The 22,922-nt window shown below is 47.9% G+C and carries 26 protein-coding genes and 1 pseudogene; 3 read left to right on the forward strand and 24 right to left on the reverse strand.

The features are described from left to right. Positions 1–176 precede the first annotated feature (176 nt). The gene (locus AC4ED1_RS13855; RefSeq protein ID WP_490939592.1) at positions 177–638 is read left to right on the forward strand and encodes a hypothetical protein; all 462 of its coding nucleotides are present in this window, start codon (positions 177–179) and stop codon (positions 636–638) included. Positions 639–660: 22 nt separating this feature from the next. On the opposite strand, the gene AC4ED1_RS13860 is transcribed toward AC4ED1_RS13855, so the two are convergent. The 24 genes and pseudogenes from AC4ED1_RS13860 to AC4ED1_RS13975 form a co-directional block, all read right to left on the reverse strand. Further along, positions 661–867 carry a hypothetical protein gene (locus AC4ED1_RS13860; protein ID WP_490939594.1) on the reverse strand — a complete coding sequence of 69 codons (207 nt, stop codon included), beginning with the start codon at positions 865–867 and terminating at the stop codon, positions 661–663. A 54-nt stretch (positions 868–921) separates the two neighbouring features. Beyond that, positions 922–1,155: a hypothetical protein gene (locus AC4ED1_RS13865; RefSeq protein WP_490939596.1), complete on the reverse strand. Its 234-nt coding sequence runs from the start codon at positions 1,153–1,155 to the stop codon at positions 922–924. 11 nt (positions 1,156–1,166) lie between these two features. Next, a complete protein-coding gene (locus tag AC4ED1_RS13870; protein WP_490939598.1) occupies positions 1,167–1,382 on the reverse strand; it encodes a hypothetical protein in 216 nt (71 codons plus the stop codon). After that, positions 1,379–1,771: a 3D domain-containing protein gene (locus tag AC4ED1_RS13875; protein WP_490939600.1), complete on the reverse strand. Its 393-nt coding sequence runs from the start codon at positions 1,769–1,771 to the stop codon at positions 1,379–1,381. The genes AC4ED1_RS13870 and AC4ED1_RS13875 overlap by 4 nt, the downstream gene beginning before the upstream one ends. Beyond that, positions 1,678–1,983: a hypothetical protein gene (locus AC4ED1_RS13880; RefSeq protein WP_490939602.1), complete on the reverse strand. Its 306-nt coding sequence runs from the start codon at positions 1,981–1,983 to the stop codon at positions 1,678–1,680. The genes AC4ED1_RS13875 and AC4ED1_RS13880 overlap by 94 nt, the downstream gene beginning before the upstream one ends. A gap of 552 nt (positions 1,984–2,535) precedes the next feature. Continuing rightward, positions 2,536–2,745 (reverse strand): annotated as a pseudogene (locus AC4ED1_RS13885) (DNA cytosine methyltransferase); the annotation flags it as partial. A gap of 29 nt (positions 2,746–2,774) precedes the next feature. Further along, a complete protein-coding gene (locus AC4ED1_RS13890; RefSeq protein ID WP_490939604.1) occupies positions 2,775–5,177 on the reverse strand; it encodes a bifunctional 3'-5' exonuclease/DNA polymerase in 2,403 nt (800 codons plus the stop codon). 8 nt (positions 5,178–5,185) lie between these two features. Continuing rightward, positions 5,186–6,238 carry a sigma-70 family RNA polymerase sigma factor gene (locus tag AC4ED1_RS13895; RefSeq protein ID WP_490939606.1) on the reverse strand — a complete coding sequence of 351 codons (1,053 nt, stop codon included), beginning with the start codon at positions 6,236–6,238 and terminating at the stop codon, positions 5,186–5,188. Between the two features lie 12 nt (positions 6,239–6,250). After that, positions 6,251–9,334, reverse strand: coding sequence for a DNA primase small subunit domain-containing protein (locus AC4ED1_RS13900; RefSeq protein ID WP_490939608.1), 3,084 nt, complete (start codon positions 9,332–9,334; stop codon positions 6,251–6,253). 21 nt (positions 9,335–9,355) lie between these two features. After that, positions 9,356–10,078 (reverse strand): hypothetical protein, encoded by a 723-nt coding sequence (locus AC4ED1_RS13905; protein ID WP_490939610.1) that lies wholly within the window; start codon positions 10,076–10,078, stop codon positions 9,356–9,358. Positions 10,079–10,153: 75 nt separating this feature from the next. Continuing rightward, the gene (locus tag AC4ED1_RS13910) at positions 10,154–11,734 is read right to left on the reverse strand and encodes a DEAD/DEAH box helicase (RefSeq protein WP_490939642.1); all 1,581 of its coding nucleotides are present in this window, start codon (positions 11,732–11,734) and stop codon (positions 10,154–10,156) included. A gap of 595 nt (positions 11,735–12,329) precedes the next feature. Next, positions 12,330–12,545, reverse strand: coding sequence for a hypothetical protein (locus AC4ED1_RS13915; RefSeq protein WP_490939612.1), 216 nt, complete (start codon positions 12,543–12,545; stop codon positions 12,330–12,332). A gap of 4 nt (positions 12,546–12,549) precedes the next feature. Then, entirely contained in the window at positions 12,550–13,116 is a 567-nt protein-coding gene (locus AC4ED1_RS13920) for a hypothetical protein (protein WP_490939614.1), read from the reverse strand. Then, entirely contained in the window at positions 13,113–14,168 is a 1,056-nt protein-coding gene (locus tag AC4ED1_RS13925; protein WP_490939616.1) for a metallophosphoesterase, read from the reverse strand. Before AC4ED1_RS13925 ends, AC4ED1_RS13920 begins: the two co-directional genes overlap by 4 nt. 12 nt (positions 14,169–14,180) lie before the next feature. After that, positions 14,181–14,579, reverse strand: a complete 399-nt coding sequence (locus AC4ED1_RS13930) for a hypothetical protein (RefSeq protein WP_490939618.1) — start codon at positions 14,577–14,579, stop codon at positions 14,181–14,183. Between the two features lie 135 nt (positions 14,580–14,714). Further along, positions 14,715–15,218, reverse strand: coding sequence for a hypothetical protein (locus tag AC4ED1_RS13935; RefSeq protein ID WP_490939620.1), 504 nt, complete (start codon positions 15,216–15,218; stop codon positions 14,715–14,717). Next, on the reverse strand, positions 15,215–15,850 hold the full coding sequence (locus AC4ED1_RS13940) for a chromosome partitioning protein ParA (RefSeq protein ID WP_490939622.1): 636 nt from the start codon (positions 15,848–15,850) through the stop codon (positions 15,215–15,217). Before AC4ED1_RS13940 ends, AC4ED1_RS13935 begins: the two co-directional genes overlap by 4 nt. A gap of 11 nt (positions 15,851–15,861) precedes the next feature. Then, entirely contained in the window at positions 15,862–16,101 is a 240-nt protein-coding gene (locus AC4ED1_RS13945; protein ID WP_490939624.1) for a hypothetical protein, read from the reverse strand. A 263-nt stretch (positions 16,102–16,364) separates the two neighbouring features. Further along, complete coding sequence (locus tag AC4ED1_RS13950; protein WP_490939626.1) at positions 16,365–17,792, reverse strand: AAA family ATPase; 1,428 nt, start codon at positions 17,790–17,792, stop codon at positions 16,365–16,367. 3 nt (positions 17,793–17,795) lie between these two features. Then, complete coding sequence (locus AC4ED1_RS13955) at positions 17,796–17,924, reverse strand: hypothetical protein (RefSeq protein WP_490939628.1); 129 nt, start codon at positions 17,922–17,924, stop codon at positions 17,796–17,798. A gap of 128 nt (positions 17,925–18,052) precedes the next feature. After that, positions 18,053–18,307 (reverse strand): helix-turn-helix domain-containing protein, encoded by a 255-nt coding sequence (locus AC4ED1_RS13960; protein ID WP_490939630.1) that lies wholly within the window; start codon positions 18,305–18,307, stop codon positions 18,053–18,055. A 14-nt stretch (positions 18,308–18,321) separates the two neighbouring features. Beyond that, positions 18,322–18,894, reverse strand: coding sequence for a hypothetical protein (locus AC4ED1_RS13965; RefSeq protein WP_490939632.1), 573 nt, complete (start codon positions 18,892–18,894; stop codon positions 18,322–18,324). Further along, positions 18,891–20,099 carry a ParB/RepB/Spo0J family partition protein gene (locus tag AC4ED1_RS13970; protein ID WP_490939634.1) on the reverse strand — a complete coding sequence of 403 codons (1,209 nt, stop codon included), beginning with the start codon at positions 20,097–20,099 and terminating at the stop codon, positions 18,891–18,893. The genes AC4ED1_RS13965 and AC4ED1_RS13970 overlap by 4 nt, the downstream gene beginning before the upstream one ends. Before the next feature lie 130 nt (positions 20,100–20,229). Further along, positions 20,230–20,466, reverse strand: a complete 237-nt coding sequence (locus tag AC4ED1_RS13975; protein WP_490939636.1) for a helix-turn-helix transcriptional regulator — start codon at positions 20,464–20,466, stop codon at positions 20,230–20,232. Between the two features lie 100 nt (positions 20,467–20,566). Here AC4ED1_RS13975 and AC4ED1_RS13980 point away from each other — a divergent pair, with 100 nt between their 5' ends. Then, positions 20,567–21,607, forward strand: a complete 1,041-nt coding sequence (locus AC4ED1_RS13980) for a helix-turn-helix domain-containing protein (protein WP_490939638.1) — start codon at positions 20,567–20,569, stop codon at positions 21,605–21,607. 21 nt (positions 21,608–21,628) lie between these two features. Beyond that, on the forward strand, positions 21,629–22,846 hold the full coding sequence (locus tag AC4ED1_RS13985) for a site-specific integrase (protein WP_490939640.1): 1,218 nt from the start codon (positions 21,629–21,631) through the stop codon (positions 22,844–22,846). The last annotated feature ends 76 nt before the right edge of the window (positions 22,847–22,922 follow it).

A 22,922-nucleotide genomic window follows, 5' to 3' on the forward strand; every position in this document is an offset into this window, starting at 1 on the left:
CATGACTTCCCCTCCATACATGAAGTCCGACTCGCTCACCTATTTTCGGCCTGATTGCCATCTTTGAGACCTCCTATTGTAATCTCGTCGTTATTCCCCATGAAATTCACAACATTTGACATGCTTCAACATGGTTTTATATAATTTCAGATAATAAAATTTTAAGGAGGATTTACATGAGTTATTCTCGTTACCGCTCACGTTCCCGTTTTCAATTTTTTCTGAAACTGTTTGCTTTTTTAAGCAAAAACAGGTTCTACTGGCCTCTGTATGCGGTAACAATAATTATTTCTATCTATACTGTTTGGCTCATGCAAAGCGTTAAGGTACCTGACTCCGGGTATTTTGATTTTCTGTCCAATATCCCTGCAGGGTATTTTAAACCCGTATTATGGAGTCTTGTTTCTTGGTTGTTGTGCTCAGTACTTGGTTCAGTTACTGTTTTTAAAGCAGTAGGGATGTACGAAGAATACGAAACATGGGTATTAGTCGCAGTCGGGATTTTTGGTTTGCTTATTTTCTGTTTAGGCTTGTATTTTCTAGCATCAGTATTAGATTTTCTTAAGCCGTTTATTGTGGTAGGAGGTATTGGCTTCGTACTCCTTGCTTTATATGCCTGGTCCGAAAGTAAAAGATAAAAGCCCCGATATGGGGCTTTTATTACAACCCCCTCCGCTCCAAATACACCCGCCCTTTTTCCGTCAGAAAATAGCGCAGTTGTTTATACTGGCTTCCCGGACCTGTTACAAGTTGCAAAGATACATACCCTGCCTGCAGTAGCTGACCGACCCACTCCTGGAACTGCGTATGCCGGACACTTCCGCCTGATTCCCGAATCGCGTATAAGATGGCTTCGCTGATTTTCATTCGCTTATCAGCCCCTTGTATACATAAAAACCTTAATTGTCTACTTGAAAAAATTTAATGTACAGATTCTTCTGCTTCGTTCTCGATCCCCAACACGATAGCTTCGTAGGCTACTGAAACCATTTCGTCGTACCGCCCAATATCTTCAATTCCGGCCCATGCCAGCCGTATATAACCGTCGGTGTCAACCCCGATAACCATAAGACTTTGCAACTTATTTCCTAATAAGTCGGTAAGCACGTCTTCCAGTAGTTTTAGCACGGATTGTTTTTCTTCGTTAGCAAGCATAAAATCCGTCCCTACTCTTCCAACATTTCAGTCGGGATGACGCGTGCAGCGATTTGGAGCAGCGCAAACATGACGGTTTGTACGTCTTCTCCGCTCATATGGGCAAATTCAATGTTCATTTTATCTCCGTGAAGCTGCCCAACAAATCCCTGACTTATAATCCTTTCCATGCCGTCCGAATACCGTATCACGATTTCCGTAACATCTCTTTCGTTCGCTTGTATCATTGGTTGTTCCCCCATTCAATTACCGTTATATTTCGTTTCTGGCGGCCCCATTTTAAAGCCCGCTCTAAGTCCGTCATATAAAAGTCGATATGCCGCCCCCGGACTCCGCCTCCCCGATCTTCAACCACGTACCTCCCGGGAAGTCCGTCGATTTCGACAACCGTTCCCGGCGGTAACACGCTCCAGTCGGCGGCGATTGTCCGTCCCTCGGCAGCACGCGTGCCGGTTGCCGTAATTCCATAACCGGGTTGCCCCAATTTTTTCTGTGTAGACTCATGCCCCGCTGTATAGGCCGTTATTTCGAAGCTGCCAAGGTCATGGCGATATACGCCGCAATCGTAATCCCGATCAGTGCCCCGGCTGCCGCTCCCAGAAGAAAGTTTTTCCATACCGTTTTCTTTGCGGTCAGCCAATTGTTGTCCATTTCGGTGTAGTCTTTTTTCAGGTCCGTGTATGCCCTTTGGTACCGTTCCGATTCCCGTTTCGCTTGTTCCAGTTCCAAAGACAAGTCTGCCAAGCCTTGAAGTTCCGAAGTACTCATACGTTCCGCCTTCCTTCGTTTTTCCAGTTTCTTTTCCTGTAGGCTGCGCTTTTGTTCCATATCCAGCCCCCCAGATTGGTATTAGTAAAGCGGCTGTCAGAATCGCCGCCGCGATTTTGTTCATTTCTTACCTCCATTTCCGGAAGAGTGCTTGCTCCAATTCGTAATACCAGGCGCTGCAGGGATGATGGTATGGATTCCGTACCCCGCCCCGATCCCGCCTGTATTTGCTCAGGACCCAAATAGCCTGTAAAGGGTTGTATCCGTTTTTCCGTTCATACGGTTCTACTTCAAAAAATCCCACTACGATCTGCTCTTTTAGTGGTTTTGGAGGCCGTCTGCTTTTCTGTTTAATCCCCATTTCAAACCTCCGTTTAAATTTTTTTCGACAAAATTCGACAATTGAAAGGCATAAAAATCAGCAGTTACTTAATAAAAATTCGTATTCAATACATAATTCTGGCATATTCGCCCGGACCAGAGCTTCGGCAAACGGCGGTGGAACGGAATTCCCACATTTGGCGACCTGCTCTGACTTGCTGAAACGGTTACCTTCATTATCCCGATCTATGATGTACCCCGGCGGGAATCCTTGCGCCGCAAAAAGCTCATGCGGCCCCGCGTCACTTCCCGCGGATCGACGTCCCAAACACTTTCGCAGTAGTGTTTGGTTGCGGGGTGGTTGGCCCGGTGCATGGCGATCGCGGCCGGGTCGTGATTGATCGCGATGTCGACAGGGCTGCCGGTTGCCAGCTCGATGCCGGTACTGGCTCCGCCCCCGCCAGCGAAGTTGTCAACGATGATTTCTCTGGTAAACTGCATATTGTGTACACTCCCCTTTGTCAATAACTCTATTTTTCTAAATGCTTCTGTTCTAACCACTCCTCTACGCTCATCTTCTCCCCCCAACGGTACCCGACCGACGCCTCCGCTTCGATAGGTACCGGAAAGCCTGGAATGGGGGCTTTCTCCATTTCTGCCTTGATCCATCGGTACGCGGCTTCTACTACGTCCGGGTCGTCGTCTATTTCAAAAATGATCTCGTCATGGATTTGTGCGATCATATCGGTTACACCATGCTGAAGCGCCCCTGTCCCCCGTCCAATCTCGTCATATACCGCATTTTGCGCACGTTTCATAATGTCCGCAGCGCTTCCTTGAATCGGCGTATTCGCAGCCTGGCGCTCCGCGCTTTTCCTGGTTCCTTCATGCGTGCTGTTGATTCCCGGAAGCATACGGATATACCCGTAAATCGTATGCACCCAACCTTTTTCCCTAGCATACAACGCGATTTCTCTTTGATACTTGGGGATTCCAGGATACGAATTCTTGACCGCTTTTACTATCGCCGCGCATTGTTCCAACGTCATGCGTTTGCCGTAGTCGGTTTTAATTGTTTTCTGCAGGGAGTACTCCGTACCACCGTAGGAAATTCCAAAGTTACCCGGCTTTGCGTCCGTTCGCTCCTCTTTCGTGACTTCTTCCTCCGGTTTTCCGGTCAGCGTCGCCGCTGTTTTCCGGTGGATATCTCCGCCGGTTCTAAATATTTCCGTCATAACAGAATCTCCGGATCTCCAAGCCATAAGCCGGAGTTCGAAACCGGAAAAGTCGATGAAAAACAGAATCTTTCCGGGGCGCGGAATATAAAAGTTTCGGATTTTGAATTCGTCATTGTCGGTACGGGGAACATTCTGACCGTTCGGGTTTCGGCTGGATAGCCGCCCCGTTTCGGTCCACGGTCCATATTCCGCATGAATGCGTCCGCTGACAGGATGAAGGTGTTTAGCCCTTCCGTCTATGTGAGCCGAAAGCAGCGTTGTGTACTTTTGGATCTTTTGTAGTTGATCCAAAAGTCTTATTCCTGCGTCCCGGTACGGATGCGGTTTCCGCTTTGCGATCCGAATGCCCATCCGCGTGTCCTTTTCCAAATAGGGATCAGTTTCCGGGTCAATCTCTTCCCAATTCTCCGGTAGCTGCACAGCCAAGTATTTTTCTTCGTCCAGGCTTACCAGCTTGTTTTCCAGTATGAATTTCATGTCAATAATGGCCTCTTCGTCCAGACTCGGGTTACCGGTCTTTTCGCTCCACTTAGCCGCCGGCAGCTTCATTACGTCGAATATGAGATGCTTCACGTCATTGGTTTTCCCGGACTTCCCGGTATCGACTTCAATACCGCAGTACTCACGTGCAATGTTTTGAATCTCAAGCGCGGCCTGTTCCTGTGCCAACTCCGCTTCTTGGCGCTTGATTTCTGCAAGTTCTGTATCCCATGCCATGCCCCAGTATTCCATAAGGCCAATCACCCGGGTAAACGGCATTTCAATAGCATGCAGCCACTCGCTATACGTGCGATTTGGGCAATCCGCCGGCAGTTCGATCTGCTTGGCTACTTCATCCCAATACAGATAATGCTGAACCGCATAATCCGCATCCTCCGCGCTGTAAAGCAGTCCGTCGTCTTGGCTGGCGTCAATTTCGTCGAAAAAATCTACCTGATACTTCTTCAGTAGTTTCGTAAATTCGTTCATCTCGACACCAAAAAGTTTTTTGGTCATAGGTTTCAAACCTAGACCCTTAAACGGCTTTTTCGGATCTTGAATCCTGTGCGGCGCCGTCACCTGCAGGCAACGTACCCACATCATGAGGGGGTCGGCCACCGGCGGCAGGATATATTTTGCGTATTTTGCCGCGTATTTCGCTTCAAATGCCAGATTGACAGCAATCTTCGTGATTTTTGGATTACGAAACAGTTTTCGATCTAACGTATCCAATACCATCTTTCGGGCCATGTGCCGATCCAGGTGCGCTTCGAACACTTTCCCCTTTTTATGGCTGATAGGAATTACGCGAGCCTCGTCCGGGTACGCGGAGATGGATACTGTACAAATCTCCCCCCGCCAAGGGTCAAGCGGGCTTTTTAAAAACGTTTCCCTGTTCGCGTCTTTTTCTTCGTCGCTCAATGCCGCGTACCATATTCTTGTTTCTTCGCTGGCTGTCGTTTCCCAGTCGAATCCTGCCAATCCGGTATGTTCGCATCGGTCTAGGTAGGACTCCAACTCGGATAGGGAAAGAATCGGTTTATAATCCTTCAGACCCTGGGTTCGTGGTTTTGGCCACTGAACCGGAATTGGCCCCGGCTTTTTCATGGTACTGGCTAACGTCTTCTGCCGATCAACAGTTTCTGCCAAACCTGTACTCCTGGCTTTGGCTAAAGTTTTCGGAGTGCCGAATAGGCTGCCAAGTTTCAAGGTCATTCCCTCCGTTACAAAAACGTTTTGAGTAGCTTTCGCAGCAGTTTGTTTTGTTCCAATGCGTTATCAAGCTGTTCCCGGTACTCTGCAGCCATCTGTTTGTATTTCTCGATTTCAATTTGAAAATCGTGTTCCAATGTTCTTACGAGTTTGTCGGATTCAGAAACCTGCGGCTCCTGCTTTTTTGCAAGCACTCCGATTTGTTTTTCTTCCTCGGTAAGTTCCCAACTTTTCTTTAATTTGTAGAAACTTCCAACTGACATTTTATAAGTTTTAATAATGTCCCGGTCAACTGCCCCCTGTTTTCGTAATTCCAGGTACTTTTCTTTTGTCAATGCCTGTTTTTCCGTGCTATCTACCATATCCGCGCCCTCCTCATTACGTTTCATATAAGTTTTTAATTTGTCGGAAATATTTTTCAGTAGTCTGGATACCTGCGCTTGCGATATGTTAAGCGTTGTCCCTATTTCTTGTTGTGTATATCCGCGTATCCGCAGGTCTGCCGTAACTCTTTCTATTTCTGACAAGGAATTTAGAAATTCCTGAACAAAAATACCTGAGAAATCTTCCACCGTCGGTATTAGGTTTAATGCGGTACTTTCCTTGTCCTGACCAGGCAGTGGCGCATTAACATAGACAAAGTTGCTTGCTACCGTATAATCCAAAGCTTGTTTAGCTAGTTTGACGGAACAGGATAGTCTTTCCGCAATTTCGGAAGGATGCAGATGTTCAAAGTTGTTGCTTTTGATTTTCGTAAATACTTGGTACAAACTTCTGGAAGTTTTAATTGGCAAGACCTTATCCCGTAAAAATCTACGGATTTCCCCTAAAATTAAAGGGAACGCATACGTAGAGAAACTTGCTACATTTTCGATTTTTGAAGGGTCATACTTGTCAAAAGCTTTCATTAACCCTATGCAGCCCTCGCTCATTAAATCCTCGTAATCCACGCCGATTTTATGGCATAGTATCCTGTAACGTTGGGCCACTTTATGAACAAGTTTGATATGTTGCCGCGCGACGTCATCCTTCGTTCCAAGATAGGGGTTGTAGTCACGAACCATGTTTTACACCCCCTAGTAATCGTCGTTAATGTCATCAAACAAGCCTTCTTCGAAGCATTTTGTTGTATACGCGTGAAATCTTGGGGTTTTCCGGTATCCGCCGGTCGTTTTGACGATCATTCGCATTTTGGTCAGCAGATTGACAATCGCCTTTGCCTCTTGCTTGTCGATGGAAAGCATTGCCTCTACGTCTCCGATCCCCAAGTATTTTTGCTGGACAAAGACCTTCAGAAATTCGTAAAATTTGTTATCCCCTTTCAGGGTGTCAAGACTTCGAAGATCGTTGGTAATCCGGGTGAATAATTCTTCACTCATTTCCTCTTCCCGGATCGCCAGTTTTGCGTAATAGTTCAGCCCGCAACCCGGGGCGTTGTAGATCGCTTTCAGCCATTCCCGAACAAACTCAACATGTCCCGGCCATACTTGGATCCGTTCTCCTGACTCGTCTACTGAATGCGTCAGGGCGGCCAGGGCTACCGCAAGCCGTGCTACCTTATTCCGCTGATCCGAAGGAGATACCAGCGGCACGTCCGTTGCTGCGCCGTAGACTTTTGAAAGCTCCGTAGCAACTTCCAGAATTTTTTCAATGGCGCCGTCGGTAAAAAGTACGTGGTCCGGCTTTCTCGACCAAGCAAAAAGTACGTTTGCTTTCAGGGTTTCGCTGGTGATCATTTTCGGGTAGGCCGGCAATTGCTTGTTATACAATTCCGGATCCACGTCCGCCGCCCGCATAAATACCGCAGCATCGAATCGGCGTATATCTTCGTTGTTGAAAATATCCTTCAGCGATTCACACCCATGGCCGTAATCCGCCAGCCGTTTCCCTTTTGGAACGTTCCCGGAAAGAATCGCCCGGACTCTGCAGGGGGTTTCCGCTGTAACGGCCCGCTTTACTTCCAGCTTTCCGTCCGATCGTGCCAGTGTCATTTCGCCGTACTCGTCTTTTTCAATGCCGGTATCTTCATCAATCCAGATTAATTCTCGATCGGCAAGCGGCCATGCGCCCCAAACGATATACCAGGCGCCGCCGGATCCGCTTTGCTCCATTTTGTAGGTTAATCCCGTGCGGCTGGTGCTCTCCGCATTGACCATCGTTCCCAGGCCCGTATATTCCAGGGTTTTGCGGATTAGAGCCGACTTCCCGGTACCCGTATCCCCTACGACTTTCAATTCCACCCATCCCCGGATCGGGTCGGTATCCCACGGCACCCGGAAGCGTAAAACACTGTGCATTGTCAAAAGCACGCCTAAAAGCGTTTCGTCTCTTTCCACGATGTGTGTGACGTTATAAGTCAGATCGGCGCAGATCGTCGCCAGTTTTTCTTCAATCGCTTTCGGACCGTAGTCCTCCGGCTGAAAAATCCGCAGTTCCTGTCTTAATTCATCCGTTAGCTGGAAGCGTTCAATAACGTCCTGCAACGGATCTGCGCTCTTGATGATGATCGTACTTTCCTGGTTCTTCGGGTGCGGGTAAACGTAGCCCTCGATTTCGTAGTACTTGTTTTCGGTCAATCCCGTATTTCCAACGCTGTAAACCCGCCGAAGGACGTAGCGGCCATTCCCGGCCTCTTCATCAATAACCTGATTGCTTTCTGCCATCGGGATAACCAACAGTTCTTCCACGTTTGTACTTTCAACAACGTCAATATCGTATTTGGTGCAAGCTGGAATGCCGCTAATATCACGCAGGATGCCTTTAATGTTATCGTCACCGATGCCGCAAAATTGGATCAGTTCCCGGTTATGGACTCCCAAGTCTTTGTATCCGGTATGACCTGGCAGATCGTACAACAGACACCAGGACTTTTTGCATTTTTCGCGTCCCCAGCAGTAATATTCAATTTTTTTCGGAACGATATAGGGCGTGTGTTTTTTTCCGGCTACCATGACTTTGGTTTTGACCAGTTTTCCGGCTAGCTCCGCATCGCCGGTTTGGGCCAAATGCAGACTGATCGGCTTTTGCTCTGTCTCATCTTTTTTCTTGATACAGGGGCAGAGCGCTCCCGCACAAGCAACCCGCTCATAATCCTTGCTTCCAGGCTTCTTTTCCCCATGCAGACTACGGATAAAGGCGCAACCAAAGCGGTATTCGTTATCTTTCGCGTATACCGCGTCAATCACGCTTTTGGTATTCGCGACCCGTTGATCAATCTGATACCGGCTTTTTGCGCTGGTATGACGCTTGACCCAATCCACCAGGATTTCAGTAGCTTCTTCCTTTGTGTGACCTGCGTCTTTGTAATAGCAAGCCAGTTGCACGGTCGCCTGGTTCCGGTCGCCGTCCTTCTTCCAGCCTCCGTTCAGGATGTCCTCCACACACGCTGGCGGCTCGCCCTTTTTGAAATTGAATTCATCTTTTTCGTAGCGGGCATTGGCGGTTGCCGCAGCCTCCTGGTATTCTTCCGCCTTATCCGCATAAAAATCTGCCGCTTTCGTACGCAAGCCAAGTCCGCTTTCCCGTTGCTCTTTGGTAAGAAGCCCGTTGTTGTTGGGCCGCGGCTCCATTGCCATTTCCTTGATTTCTTCCAGTGTTTTGGTCTGCAGTTCGGAAATCGTCAATTCGATCTTAAACAGGTTCGTTTTTTGGTGTTGGCTGTTAGGAAGCCGCAGCATACGCGGGTTTGTATACACGACAAGATCTAAAGACGTAAGGCTTAACCTGTGAATTAAGTACCCCGCAATGTGTTTGAAAATCTTGTGTAAGTCGTTTCGGGGTTCGATTCCTAACGCTTGGGGATCAATCAGGATATGGAACCCCTTGCTGCCGGAAAAGTAGACAAAAATGTCTGTTTCTTTTATGTCAAGTTCGTTTGTAAAGAAATCGATTAATTTTATCGCGTCGGCCTGGCTGATGGAAGGATTTTCCGCATGGTCAAGATCAAAGTAGAGGGGGGCCAGAAAGGCTTCCCCCTTCTCTTTTTCCTTGTTCGCGAATCTCTGTACCGTACAGAAGCAATTGAAGTTAAACGCTTCCTCCTGCTGGTACCGTGAAATGTCGCTAATTTCAATTCGTTTCCATGCGGCATTTGCTCCGTTGCGCTTACTGTGCCAGGCGTCTACGTATTTAAAATCCTGCAGCTTCGACTCTTTTGGCATACGTGAGACGCCCCTTTATTTTTAGGCTTGTTGCTGGTTCTCGACCTCGATTCCATAGTCTGCCGGGTTGAAGACTCCGACTGGGGAGAAAGTAACACCAATCCACTTCTGGGCAGCGTTTGACCGGCTCGTTTTCTCGGTTGTGGTCAACCGTACCACGATTTTATTAACGCCGATTTTCGACGGGATCCCTCGATCTTTGTATTTCCCTTGATAGACCGCGAAGGTAAATTTGCCGAACTCAATTGTATCGGTCGGGCTAAACGACATCAGGTAGATCTTCGGGAAGTCGTCAGGAGTGAGAGTCTGCACCGGAACAACGTAGGCCATGTACCGCAGCGCAATGTCATCCAGACTGTAGCGCTCCGCCGCTTCCGGGTTCTCCATCAGCCAATGGGATAGCATTTGCCGGGATTCTTCTTGGGTTTTGCAGGCGACGATCAACTGCCCAGCTTCCGGGCTGTTTTCCAACCCCCAAAGCGACCAACGTTGTTCCCCGTAGCCGATCACAACATCCAATGTATCCCCATAGCTGACCGTTTCGTCGTTTGCTTCGACGAAGTTCCCTTTTTTGTTGATGGTCAGCCATTCGCCCATCCGAACAAAGTCAAGGTCAAGTCCCGCATTTGCCTCTAAAAATCCGCGCTTCGTTTCTTCCAGAATGGCGGTAATATAGTTGCTCCCTGCCTGTGCTGCTTGTACAGCCGTCGTTTCAGCCTTTGCAATTTGGTTTTGTTCCGTCATGTTTAAAACCTCCGTTTAAATATTTTTCGACAAAATTCGACAAGAATTGTGTATAAAAAGGCGCTTGTTGCCTTCCTACCAAGCCATGTTTAACAAGAATTCCATTGCCTTTTCCGTTTCCGTCTTCGGTTTTCTCGGCAAATGCAGTCCCAAACGTTTATACACCCGCCTGCGGCTTTGATACTGGGACTGGAAAACTCCGACGTTGTAATCCACGTAGTCGAACCAGATCGCCTTTTTATTTGGATTATCAGGATCGGCCCGCATGATCCGTCCTATCTCCTGTTCCAGAGCCGCCCCGTTCCGGCTGTTCGTGTCGGTATCGCCCCGCTTTGGCATTGCCATATGACCCACATTAAGATGCGGCATGTCCAGCCCTTCGCGGGCCAACTGAGTGGCAAATAGAATGTCAATTTGTTTATTACGGGCGGCTTCGATAATCGCTTTCCGTTGGGCGTTTGACAGGTTCCAGGCTTCGTATTCTTTGTCCGTATAGTTTTGAACTTTTACTTGATACCGCCCGTTCCGTTCCCGGATTTCCGCTTGTGGATGCTCCCGCAAGTATTTTGCCGCAGTGTCTGCGGTTCCGATTACTCGCCAGCTGTACTTTTGCAAAGGACCATGTACAACAGCGATACGGGGGACGATCCCAAAGCGGGCCTTCGCAAAACGTTCTACCCAATCACGTAGAACATAACAGTACCGAATCGACTCCGTAATAACGATGCTGAAGTTTCCGGGAGCGTAATCCAAAATATTTTCTGCAATCAACTTTGCCCGCTTTTCATCGGCTATCAGCGTGTCCAGCAGTTCCCGGTAGTTCAGATCCTCGCCGCCGGCGTCCACCGCGTCGATCTCATTCCGGAGGCTTGCCTGCTCATACTGAAAGTCGGTATATATGAACCGGACTTCCGGTTTGATCAAATTACCATCCGCATACAATCCTTGCCGGTCGATCTCGTAAAGCTTCGGGCCGATCCCGCGGTACATATACGCCTGCAGTTGGTCTTTCCGGTCCGGTGTAGCCGTTACCCCGATTATGTTTTTGGCCTTGAGTTTTCCAATGACTTCAACAAAATCCGGTGCCGGAAAATGGTGCGCTTCGTCAATGACTACCGTGCCAACGATTTCGTTAAGTGTGTCAACCAATTGCGGATTCTCCCGCAACGTCTGAACGGTCGCCACAATCAGTTTTCCGCTTCCCCAAATTTGTTTTCCGTCACCCAATACCCCGACTTCCCCGACCCCAAGCAGGTATTTTTCGGCGTTTTTCTTCGCCTGATCCAGCAAGTCTTTAGTATGGGCGATCCACAAAGCAGGCCGTCCCCTCTCCAAAATGTACCGCATTCCGATCAACGTTTTGCCGGCGCCTGCAGGGGCTACGATCACCCCGTTTTCTTTTAGCACGGCTTCTACGGCTTGCGGCTGCTCTCCACGGAGTTCAAATTCAGGGTTCCAAGGCCCGAAGTCTACAGACCGTCCCTCCGTCTGACCGAAGGTGATTACTTTTTCCGGTTCAATCCCCTGCTGCGACAGAAGCCCCTCCAAGTCTTTAAGAAACCCCCTGGGAGCGATCAGGTCACCCCGGTCAAACAGATAAAGCTGCAATTTGGCTGGGATACCCCAGGTTGGTTGCCTTTTCTTTTTACGTTCCACGTACTCCGGGTTATCGATGGTCAACGCGGACATGATCGATGATCGGAGAGGAGTAGGGGCACCGCGAATACGTATGTGGTTAGTCACAAAAACTTGCAACAAAGCGCTACCTCCTTAAGATCCCAAAGGTCCGTATCCGCACACTTTATCACTTTAAAGCACGGAAATGCAGTCTTTTGAAAATCTTCCAGGTGGATATAATGTTGATTCCGTTTCCGCATCCAGGTCATGGCAGTACGAAGCCGAAAGACATAGACCTCATCCAATCCATCTTTTGTATTGAGGAAGGAGACAAAAACAAGGCCGTAGTTATGCGGGAGCACTTCGTCAAAATCGATCAACCCGACTATTTGGCTGGGGCGCAAAAATCCTAGCTTAAATTTCTTTCCCGCTGTTCGTTTGTGCTCGGCCAGAATGTTTCCGGACAACGTTAGCACAATTTCGTCAGCCGGGCGGGTCCCCCCGCCCCCGTCTGCAATCCTCATGCGCCATACATTCGGAACAAGTTGCCAGCTTTTACGAATTTCATCCTGAAAATCGGTTCCGCGTTGGCGCCGTTCGCGTTGCTTGTTACGGATGGTGATTTGTCGCGAGTTCACTTTTCGATCACGTCCCAGTCCAAGGTCATGCATCCAAGATTTTCAATATACCCATATGCGACCGCTTCTACTTCCTCACTCCGGCAGTATGGACAAGTTAGCTTTTTTCCGATTTTTATATGCTCTGCAGCAATTTTTATAGATAAAAGAAACTTTTCACCACAATTTAGGCATACGTATTTTTCTAATTCGTGGTCAACGAACCGCCGCATAAAATTACCTCCGGTCCGCCAAAAACTGTAGCAAATGCGCCTGAACATACGCTTTCGCTCGTACGCTGTCCGTTGCTTCTTTTGCGGTCGTCCAAACGTCGTTTGCTTTCGCAATCTCAACGTCGATTTGCGCCAATGCCGCTTCCACGCAGGCCAACGCTTCCCGCTCCGTTTTTGAATACATGCGGCGGTACGCATCCCGGTACGCGTCATTCGTAAGCGGGATGGTTTTTCCATCGTACTGGACACTTTTTCCGTCGGTACTTACCGCCATAAACGCTTCGGCTTCTTTCAGCTGAATCGCCGTTTCTAACTGCGTTTTCTGCCGCATCAATTCCGCCTTGTTTTTGTAGGCAGCCTCCCGGACTTGTCCTTTTTCCAGCAGATCGGAAACTGTTGCGTCTAGCTGGGTAATGGTTTGCTGCAGTTTATCAGGATGAAGGATTTCGACATACTGACTCGGAACTGGAGTGTTTGCAAGACCCAGTACTTGCATAGCAACCTGTTTAACTTTTTCAGGGCCGAATGCTTGAGCCAAAGATTCAATTGTTTGCCGGATATCGATGCTCATTCCTTGACTTCCTCCCTCATTTGTTCGATTTTTTCCAACGCAACCCGGACCACTTCCGGCTGGATTCCTTCCTGCGCCGCGATCTCTTCGACGATAGAAAGTATATCCAGAAGAATTTTGTCCCCGGTTTTAGCCTGGATCAAAGTTGCAAACTGTTCCATATGGTATTGCCGTTTCTGCTCCGCTTCGATCTTGCTGCGGTCCAGGACTTCCGGGCCGGGTTTTGCGGACTTAAGCGGGATTAATTCGATATCAAATTCCTTTCCCGGTTTCACCGTGATCAATGCAACTTGAATCGGCCTTTCCATTTCCGATACGCTGGCTGAAAGACGGGTCAGGCTGCCGCAATTGCAAAATACTTTTCCGTCCGCACGACGATAGATTCCGTAGCCAATGTGGTCATGGCCGGTTAATACCAAATCCGCATTCGTTTCGACTTCCTGAACCTTCGTGTACCGGTCAAAAGGCGGGTCGTGGTCCAAAAGCATGCCATGAGCTACGTGGATTTTAAATGTCTCCGGTAGGTTGCATACTAGAAACGGAGAACCGTGGCCTGGTCCAGGATCGTCATAGCACATTCGATTATGCACATGGCCCCCAACGACTTCCGGACTATAACCGTACCCGTAACGATCCATCTTTGCGCTGTAGGGAGTAAAAGTAATCTGTACATGTGTTTCCGGATCGGAAAGGTTTACCACTATACTGGGGTCATTCGTTACTACTAACTGCGGTACCAACAATTCCAGCAGTTTAAGGCTGGTACGGTCATAGGTTTCCAGATTGTAGCCATATACGTCATGGTTCCCCGCCGTCGTATAAATCGGGACAGGACTTCCACGTAGTACGTAAACAAATTCCAGCAGTACGCCTGTCGCCACTTCTGGGCGGTCCCAAATGTCACCGGCACACAAGATTGCTCTCACTCGGTGCTGACGGGCTAGTTCAAACACTTCCAGCAGCTTCGCCTTCACAGCCTCTTTGTAGTCGTCCGTTCGGTTCCGGGGGCTTGTGCCTCTTAAGTGCAGGTCGCCCATGTACAACAGTTTCATAGTTCCACCGCCTTACCGCACATTCTGGAATCTTTCAATTTCATCTTTCCGGCCTTTTCGTGTCCGTAGTTTGGTTACAATCTCTTCCTCTTCGTATTCCTGAATCTTTTTAGCGGTAAGCTGTTTTTCTTCTACCAGCTTGGCGATCTTCGTGGGTGTCAGGCTCTTCACCGTAATCCCCAGATCATTTGCCAGCGCTTGCTTGTTCAATTTTTTGCTAGCCTTGCGGACAATCTCCAGTATGATCGGCTTATCCTTCGCATTGTAAACAAGCACCGGGCCATGGTTTTCCACATACCGAATCAGGTCATTGGTCTTGTTTCTGATTTTGGTATTAAGTGCAGCCCGATCTCCTTTTAGCTGCAAAGTTTCACGGAAAACACCATTCGCCTTTGAAACCGAATCAATCATCACAAAATCCCCTCTTTCTCGGCACATGTATTGCATATACCGCTATATAAGTCATCTTCGGTAATTTCGTCGGAACACAGGATGCAATACGGATCCAGTCGATCATCCGTCATACTGCTGCTACCTCCGATCTGCTTAACGTGGCAAAAATACCCTTCTCAGTCCCTTTTGCCGTTTTGCTTTTGTCAGCAACCCGCATTCTCTGCCCGTCATTGGTGGCCGTGTCGCCGCTGTTTCGATATCCCACCCGCATCGAATCCGACGTCGAAATGTATCTTCATGAATTCCGTTTTTCCGGGCAAGCTCCAAGTACCTTCGTGGATATTTTCGACTTCGTTCATATGCGTACTTGGCTTGTGCTTTCCGATCCTGAAGCGGTTGGGTGGCCGCACGTTCCGGATCCCAACCCAACTGATTTATGCGATACCGCAGAGTGCTGTAGCAGATCCCATTTTGCTCTGCGATTTTTACCCAATCACGCAGGCTTTTCTTCTTATGTGGCGGCGTATTAATTGCTTTTTCTTTTGGCCAAGCAAGCGAGCGCACACGTACTTCCAACAATGCGGGTCTCACACCATTCTTTGCAGCACGTTCATATTCTTCTGGCGTAATGTAGAAGTAGTGACTCGCTTTGTTCATATCGCCGCTACCTCCGATTTCCCGTTTTTCTGCGTGACGCCTATCGCCAGATCCCCCACTTCAGCCAGGGCTGCATTGTGGGTAATAAGGACCATTTGTCGCCCAAATTGTCGGCTGTACTGTTTTAGGAAGTAAGCAACATTCGGCGCATATTCCTGACTTACCATCTTCCCTACCTCATCCAGAAAAAGCGGTCCCTGTATCCCCGTCAGTTCCCCGACCGCAAGCCGGAGCGCCAGGCTGATTACATCGGCTACCCCGCCGCCCCGATCGTAATCCGGCGGTTTTAATTGTGTCACCACGCCGTCAGATTCCAGAAAGTACTCGGCTACCGGTTGATTCGCTTTCACATCCAGGGAAATTTGAAACTTGTATTCCCGATCAAAGACAACAGATAAGGCGCTGGTGACAATTTCCTCAATCCGTGTTTTCGCCTGCTGGCGGGCGTAATCCGAAGTCTTTTGCAAAAGAATTTGTACCAAGTCGAATACTCCCAAGTCTTTTTCGGCTTTCTCCTTACGGGCCTGGGCGTCCTCCTGCTGCTGTAGAAGCAGCTGGCGTTTCCCTTCCCTCTCGGCAATTTTTTGGGAAGCTTGCCGAAGATCCGCCTTCGCTTTCATAATCTCGTACATGGATCGGCCCCCTAATTGACCTTCGGCATCAGTTGTTCGACTTTTCCCAGGTCGGCTTTCATCTGCGCTTCTAACCGGGAGATTTCTTCCTGGATCGTCTCCGGTGTCACTCCCTCGGCGGCCATTTCGGATTCGATCTTTTTTAGGTTTTCTTCGGCTGCCGCTTTTTGTGTTTCCGCAATAATTTTCGCCTGTTCGGCTTTTTGCAGGTTAACTTTCGCAAATTCAATCCGCTGTTTAATATCAAGCATTAACCCTTACCCCCTACGGTGAAAGATTTGATCTCCTTTTCCAGTTGTGCTTTCTTGTTTTCCAAGTAACCCTGAACCGTATATTTCAGAAGATTCGTGAGTTCCCGTTCATTAAACCCGTTATCTTCCGACAAGCTGTAACGGTTACCACAATAAGGAAATACCACAACCATTTTCTGATCCTGCTCCACTTGTGTAAGAATGTTGTTTACCTTTTCCAGTTGTATACTTTGTTCATAAACTTTTGCGCCGCTTTTTTAATTTCATTCATATCCATCATGTACCCCTCCCAGTATAGGTCTCTCACAAAGCGGACAAATGTCTCCCGCCTCGTCCCAAAGTTTTGATAAAGCTTCTTCCCATTCGGAAATGTTGCCAACAGTCTCCTGCAGGCTTTGGCCAATTTTTGCCAGGTCTTGCAATACAAAGTTACGTTCATTACACAAAGCCTGCAGCCGCATCAATCTTATTTCCGTATTCTCGATGGACTGCAACAGGTTACGGGCTTCCGCCAATCCCGCATACTCCTGCAATCGACTTTCACTTTCCTGTATGATAGCGAAGTAATTACTGCAGTCCGTTTCCAGCTTTCTGAACCGCTCGAACCGGGAAACGTTTTCCTGAACACGCTTTAAAAGATTCTCCAGCGCGGGGATCTCCCGGGTCGCTTCCAGGACTGCAGCCGCCCGATTTGATTCCTGTGAATATTTGGTGTATTCTGTGGATAAGTTAGTAAGGGTTGCGAATCTTTCGTGACTGTTTGCCAGGGCGTCAATACAGGAGCGAACAGATTCAATCCCCGAAAACTTTGCCAGTTCATCGGTAAGATGTTCTACCAAGTCAACGGTCTTACCGAACTGGCTTTCAAGGTTCAGTAGCGAGATGCGGCGTTGCTGGACCTTTTCTATTTGCCGCAGGCTTTCGGATAACTCCGGAACCACCGTCAAGGCGTTCAGTCTTTCCGTTATCTGCCGCAGGTTGTCCGATGTTGCGGTAAACCTGTTCAATAAGTCTTTGAGCCGCTTCACTTTTTCGTAAGCATGTTCGATTTGTCCGACCAAAAATTCGCAGGCTTCCAGCCGTTGCTTCTGCTCGTCCAAGTCAAAGAATTCAAGCAACTGTCCGGCGATTCGTTCCAGGTCTTTTTCCGCCTGCAATCGTTCCTGCCTCGCGGCATACGTGTCTTTGCTTACGGCTTTTACCGCAAGGTCCACGACTTCGGTTCCCGCCAGCTTCCCAAGGATCTTTGCCCCGGTACTTGCAGTTTCGCTGATCAGAAACGGCGCTTCCAGCTGGAAAGCGAAGTTTAATGCGGTTTCAAAATCCCCGAATTTGTGTTTCGTAATCCCCAGCATCCGGGTGACTTCCTCCGGGACTTCCGCCTTTTCGAAAAGACTTACCTCGTCGTTTGGATCCGTTTGAATCAGGTACGACGTTTTTCCTTTTTTCCTGCGTTTCGTGATGATCGCGCCGGTGTCCAGCGTGATAACTACCTCCGCTTCCCCTACAGCCTCGTTTACGAACGCTTCCCCGGACGGCTCCCCGAAGGCTACCCAGCGTACCGCCCGGATGATAGCCGTTTTCCCGGCGTCCGAAGGTCCGGTGATCACATTCAGCCCCGGACCCAGCTGAATGTAGCTGTCGGTATGCGATTGGAAGCCCCGAATGCGGAGCGCTTCAATGTTTTGCATCCCTTACTCTCCTTTCTCTACGACTTGGAATTGCTGGCGCCGTATTTTGGCCTCCTGCTCCCGGAACTCCCGGCAGGCTTTTTGTACTTCCCGCGCTTTCATCAGCTGGCTGACGTAGATGACTCGGATCATGTTTGGGTCACCCCCTTTCCGCGGCTTCAATGCTCAAAGGAATTATTGTGAAAGATTTTTCGACAAAATTCGACAAGGAGAAGGTTGAAAAAATCGGCAAACGTTTGACTTGTCTTTTTTGCCGTTGTTTATGCCGTTTCTTCATTCCAGTTCTGCGTTTCCTGTTGCGTCATCCAGGCATCCAGTGTGTCCTTCCGGAAGAGATACTTGGTTCTGGCGCGAATATAGGGAATTTGTCCTTGTCTGGCCATTGTATACAGCGTGTCATGGTGAATCCCGATATACGTAGCCGCTTCTTCCAAAGTCATGGTGACCCGTTCGATCTTAGGGAGGATCTTCTCCAGCTCCTCACGTACAATTTCTCGGATGCGTTGGTCGTTCATCCGGATCATTCCTTTCATGCCGTTTCGCTAATCTTTTGTTCGCTTGATTCTGTGATGTTCAGGCCCGTCACTTCCGCCATACGCAGACTGATCGTAGTATCAATACGATCCAATACAACCTGAAGTTTTTTCTCGTTGTCCGCATCCAAGAGCGCTGGAGCTACTTCCTTCAGAATCGGCGCAACGACACTGAATAGATCTTTCCGTATGACATGCATCGCAACTGCCAAAGCAAAATTATGTGAAAAGAATTGACCACGCATAACCTTGTGAATTGATACAAAGCGTTCAGCTAAAACAATTGCGTTATGCGTAAACCTTGCTTCGTCTCGTAAAAAACTCTCCCGTAATTTGGCCGTTTTTCCCATCGCAGAAACTCGCTCCAAAACACGCGAAACAACTTCAGATTTAGCGGTCATTAGTGAAATTTCGGGAATTTCCCGCAGAACTGCATGGAAAACTTTTGAAAGAGCGTTTAATTCGCCTTGCGGCATATCGCCTATCAAATCTTTTAAACGTGTTTGTGAGAAACGAACAGCTGCCATAGCCTCCAGCTGTTCTTCTTTCTTTGCATCGTAAATGCTCATGGCCCTTTCCCTTCCTTTCGGAACATCACCACACTGGCGGTTTTGTCCGCCGCTTGGATAAATGCCTCTAGTTTGTTAAGTACTTGTTGCAAATTACCGCTGATCGAAATGAGACTGCTTAATCCGATCCCCAATTGATTAGGATTTAGCATGTCTATCAGACCGGAAAGCTCCTTTCCGTACTGGAACGCCGTTTCCGTGATTTTGTGGATCAACTGTACATGATCGACACCGGTGGCTGCGCTTTTCAAAGTTTCTTCCAGACGACGCTTTTCAATTTCCGCCTGCCGTTGCAGTTCTTCAGCCTTTGACTTTTCCTTAATCGCCTTCAGTTTTTCGTCGCGCAGTCTGGAAATGACTTGTTCCTTAACTCCCAACTCGGCTTGCAATTTTTCGTTCTGTTCTTCCAGCCTCCGAATCGCAAGTTTGATTTCTTCCGGTGTTACCTCAACGATCTTTTGCCCCTTTTGGGCTTGTTCCAGTTGCGCCCGTAGTTGCTGGATTGTTCTATCATTGGCTTCTATTGCGTTTTTGAACTGTTGTTTCTCTTGTCTTTCCTGTTCTACCAGTCGCCTCAACTCTCTGATCTCATGGACGCTTTGTTGCCCAATTGACTCACCAAGCGAGTTGTATAAACTCTGCTGCTCTTCAGACGTAAGATAGGCCAAAGCCTCACCTGCGGTTGTTCCGAGTTTTCCGTCTGTTACGAGCTTTTGGAGTTCAGGAATGAGGTCATTGAGTTTAAGAAGGCGTTTTGTTGTGCTAACACTTTCACCGATGGTTTCAGCCACTTTCGAAAGCTCATTTTGGTCTTTCGCTTTTTGGTTTCCGCCTCGTTTAATACCCCAGTATTCTTTTAAGAACTTTGCCCTTCTCGCTTTTCGCATCGGGTCGTTATCGTCCGATCGTCGTTCCTCGTTGTCGGCAATCAGGAGGTATTCCGCTTCCTGCTCGTCAACATCACACACGACGATAGGAACCTGCGCTATGCCGAGATCCAACGCAATCCGGTACCGCTGATGCCCTGCAAGGATTGTGTAATCAGGCAGTACCTTAAGGGGATCGCGAATTCCGTGTTCAGCAATACTACGCTTGATTTCTTCGTATTTGTCGCCTGTTATGTCAGAGAAATACTCGCTGTTCTTTGGATGCGGTTTTAACCGGCTAATTGCGATTTTGTCCATTCGGTTCCCCTCTTTTTCCATGTAGACTCTTCGCTTCACATATCAAATTAAATTTTAGTAAAAGGCGTGTTTAAATAAGCACCACAAATTATACTTGCGGAAACTCAAATTTAGGTATATAATCGACCTATCCGGTAAAACTAAATTTAAGTCAATCGCACAAGTAAAACTCAGGTTCATGTAAATCAGGAAACAACTCTTTGTCAGACACACCGAAATAGTGTTCCATCCTTATTAACAGTTTGGTTCCTGGCACCGATCTCCCGTTTTCCAATTCACGAAGGTGGGTTTCTGTAATGTTTAAGTCTTGAGCAACTTCACGTTGTGTCCCTTTTTTCTTTCTGAATTCCTTTAACTTGGGACGCGGATTTTTAATTTTGTTTGGCATAGGTATTTTCACCTCCTCATCGGTGTATAACCACTATACCACTCAAATTAAATTTGAGCAATACCCTTTTTATCAAATCTTGTTTGTGGAGGGATTAGTTATGACCCTTGGTTCAAGGATAAGGGAATACCGTTTGAAACGTGGATTCACACAAAGCCAAATGGCAGCTAAGTTAAACATGACAGAGGCCAATTTTTCCAGCTATGAACGAGATAAAAGTGTACCACCGAGTGAGAAGCTAAATCAAATTGCATCAATTCTTAATGTTTCTACGGATTATTTACTTGGTCGAACTGAACACCCTGAACCTACAGAAGAAAAATCTCGTAAAGAACTCTCCAGCGAAGACATTACGAAGCTTATGAATGCGCCAAGGAGCTTCAAAGAAAGGTTCCAGTTGCTGAAGGCTGCTTATGATATGTCCACCAACGAATTAGCGGACAGGATTGGGGTACATCCGTTTTATCTTGCCGCCTGCGAAAGCGGGGCGAAAGAACCCGACCAAGAAACCTTGCAGAAACTCGCAGACGAATTTTCTGTCTCTGTGGACTATCTAGGCTGCAAGGTGGATATGCCATGGGAAGAGTACAACGAAGCCGCTGCCAAATTCTTGGATCATAACCTTAAATGGGCCGTAAGAGAAGCCGGGACTGTGTACAATCAAAAGTCGGAAGAACTATCCCCGGAGCAACTGAAAGACTTGGAATATCCGGACTTGCAAAAACTCGGCGCGGTACCCGTCGAAGTGGTACGCATTCCCGTGCTGGGTCATATTGCAGCCGGGAAGCCGCTCTTTGCAGATGAGCACATCATCGACTGGGAAATCATACCGAAGCCAAGAAAATACAAGGAGGGAGAATTCTTTGCCCTAATCGTGGAAGGAGACAGCATGATCGGTGCCAGGATCTATGATGGGGACAAGGTGATTGTCCGGGTGCAGCCAAATGTGGAGGATGGAGAAATCGCCGTTGTGAACGTGGACGGCGAGAACGCAACATTAAAGCGCGTCAGACGCTTCAATGGACAAGTCCTATTGCTTTCCGAAAATCCTAATTACGAACCGATTGTCATTAAGTCAGAAAACGCCCGAATTTGCGGCAAAGTGATTCAGGTTGTTTTTGACCCGAACAAAAAGATTTGACGCCTGGAAAGGAGGAACCTTATGGCAAGCATTGAAAAACGCGGGAAAAACTCGTACCGCCTAATCGTGGAGCTTGGCTACGACGCCCAGGGCAAACGGATCAAGAAAACAAAAACCGTACACGTCAGAACCAAACGCGAAGCTGAAGTCGAATTGGCAAAGTTTCAAACAGAAGTTTTGGCCGGGGAGTATATCGAACCACAAAAAATGACGTTTGACGAATTTGTAAAAAACGAATGGATGCCCAATTTTGCGGACAAGCACCTGTCTCCCAGGTCCAGAAAAAATTACTTGGATCATTTAAGGATCTACATTTCACCTGAATTCGGTCATAAGCACCTTGACCAAATCCAAACTATACATATTGTCAATTTCCTCCGGCGAGTTGAATACGATCGCCGGGACGGAAAAGCAGAAAAGCTTTCCGGCTCCACCCTCGCTTATATCTATAAAGTCTTAAAAAACGTGCTTTCCAGGGCTACGGAGTGGCGCCTGATTCTTAAAAACCCAATAGAAGGGGTCAAAAGGCCAAAAATCGAGAAAAAGAAAATGCAATACTTTGATGAACTGGAGGCCCAAGCCGTTATCCGGGCTTTATACAAGGAGCCGTCTGCTTGGAGACTGTATTTCCTTGGAGCAATGATCGGGGGATTTAGGCGCGGGGAACTTCTTGCAATAGAATGGCCGGATGTCAACTTTTCAGATGCTACAATCCATATCGGAAAAAGCATTTCAATTTTTGAAAATGGCAACCCTGTCGTAAAAAAGCCGAAAACAGAATCATCCGAACGAACCGTTGTAATGCCTGCATGGTATATGCGGGAACTCAAAGAGTATTACCTTCAGTGGAAAAAAGAGAAGCTGCAAATCGGAGACAAGTGGCAAGGCGGGGATAAACAATACATTTTTCACAGCGGCTATGGTGTTCCCTACCGACCCGGTACTCCTACGATCACATGGCAAAAATTTATTAAACGCCATGGTTTCAAACATGTACGTCTCCACGATCTACGGCATACAGCAGCTACACTCCTAATCGAGACCAATGTCGGAGCCGGGCTGGATGCAAATGTGACCTTGAAAGCTATCCAGGAAAGATTGGGACATCATCGATTTCAAACAACCGCAGACCTCTATACCCACATCACAAAAAAAGTCAATAAGGAAGTGGCAAAGACCCTTGAAAAATTCGATCCAAAAAATTTGGTCCCCAATTCGTCCCCAACCAACAGTTTTTAAGGTTTCAGAACGCGAAAAACCCTTTATTTATAAGGCTTAAAAAAAGAAGGCTCCCTGCGGTAAACCAACCAGATTA

The sequence above is a fragment of the Effusibacillus sp. SKA8 genome (assembly GCF_058273125.1).